Source organism: Ruegeria sp. ANG-R, assembly GCF_000813985.1.
Lineage (GTDB): Bacteria > Pseudomonadota > Alphaproteobacteria > Rhodobacterales > Rhodobacteraceae > Ruegeria.
On the sequence record NZ_JWLJ01000035.1, the window covers coordinates 1 to 789 of the forward strand.

At 52.6% G+C, this 789-nt stretch carries 1 protein-coding gene; it reads right to left on the reverse strand.

Annotated elements, in window-relative coordinates; genetic code table 11:
- Nucleotides 1-23: 23 nt before the first annotated feature.
- Nucleotides 24-704, reverse strand: a complete 681-nt coding sequence (locus tag RA27_RS22965) for an IS6 family transposase (RefSeq protein WP_039544636.1) — start codon at nucleotides 702-704, stop codon at nucleotides 24-26.
- Between the last annotated feature and the right edge of the window lie 85 nt (nucleotides 705-789).

A 789-nucleotide genomic window follows, 5' to 3' on the forward strand; every position in this document is an offset into this window, starting at 1 on the left:
AATAACGCGCTGTGGCAGCGGGTTTAAGAGGCAAGCTCAGCGAACTGGCGAAACGGACAGAGTCCGGGCGTGAGTTGACCTTTGCGGATCATGTGCGCCGCTTCGATCCCGTCCAACGTTGCCACCGCTGAAGCAAAGGCCGTAAACCCCAGCATCGGGCGGGTTCGTCTTTTGATGAAGCGGTGGTCCTGTTCCACGATGTTGTTCAAGTATTTCCGCCTGACCATTTCAATGGGGATCGGGCAACCAAAGCCTTTCAGCATCTTGTTTATGGCCTTGATGCCAGCCGTGTTAGCTCCGCTTTTGTCGATGACAATCTTCCTCGGAAGCCCGTTGATCTCCAGCATCCTGGCGAAGAACTTTGTCGCAGCCGGTTTGTTTCGTCGCGGGGAAAGCATGAAATCAAGCGTCTTGCCGTGCTTGTCGACAGCGCGATAGAGGTAAACCCACACGCCTTTCACCTTGATATAAGTCTCGTCCATTCTCCAAGAACGGTCGCAGGATCTTTTTCGGCGACGCGCAGCCTCAGCGATCGCGCCGGAATATCTTGTTACCCGGCGGTTCAGTGTTGTGTGATCCACCGAAACACCACGCTCACCCATAATTTCCTCCAGGTCACGGTATGAAACACCATATCGAACGTAAAAGAACACCGCGAATAGGATCACATCTCTTGGGTATTGCGCGCCTTTGAAGGAAATCATGAGTAGTCTTTCGGCTGATAAACACCAGCGGCTATTCACTCTCTGCATTCTCGAGCGTCAATCGTCAAAGTTTGCAACAGAACCT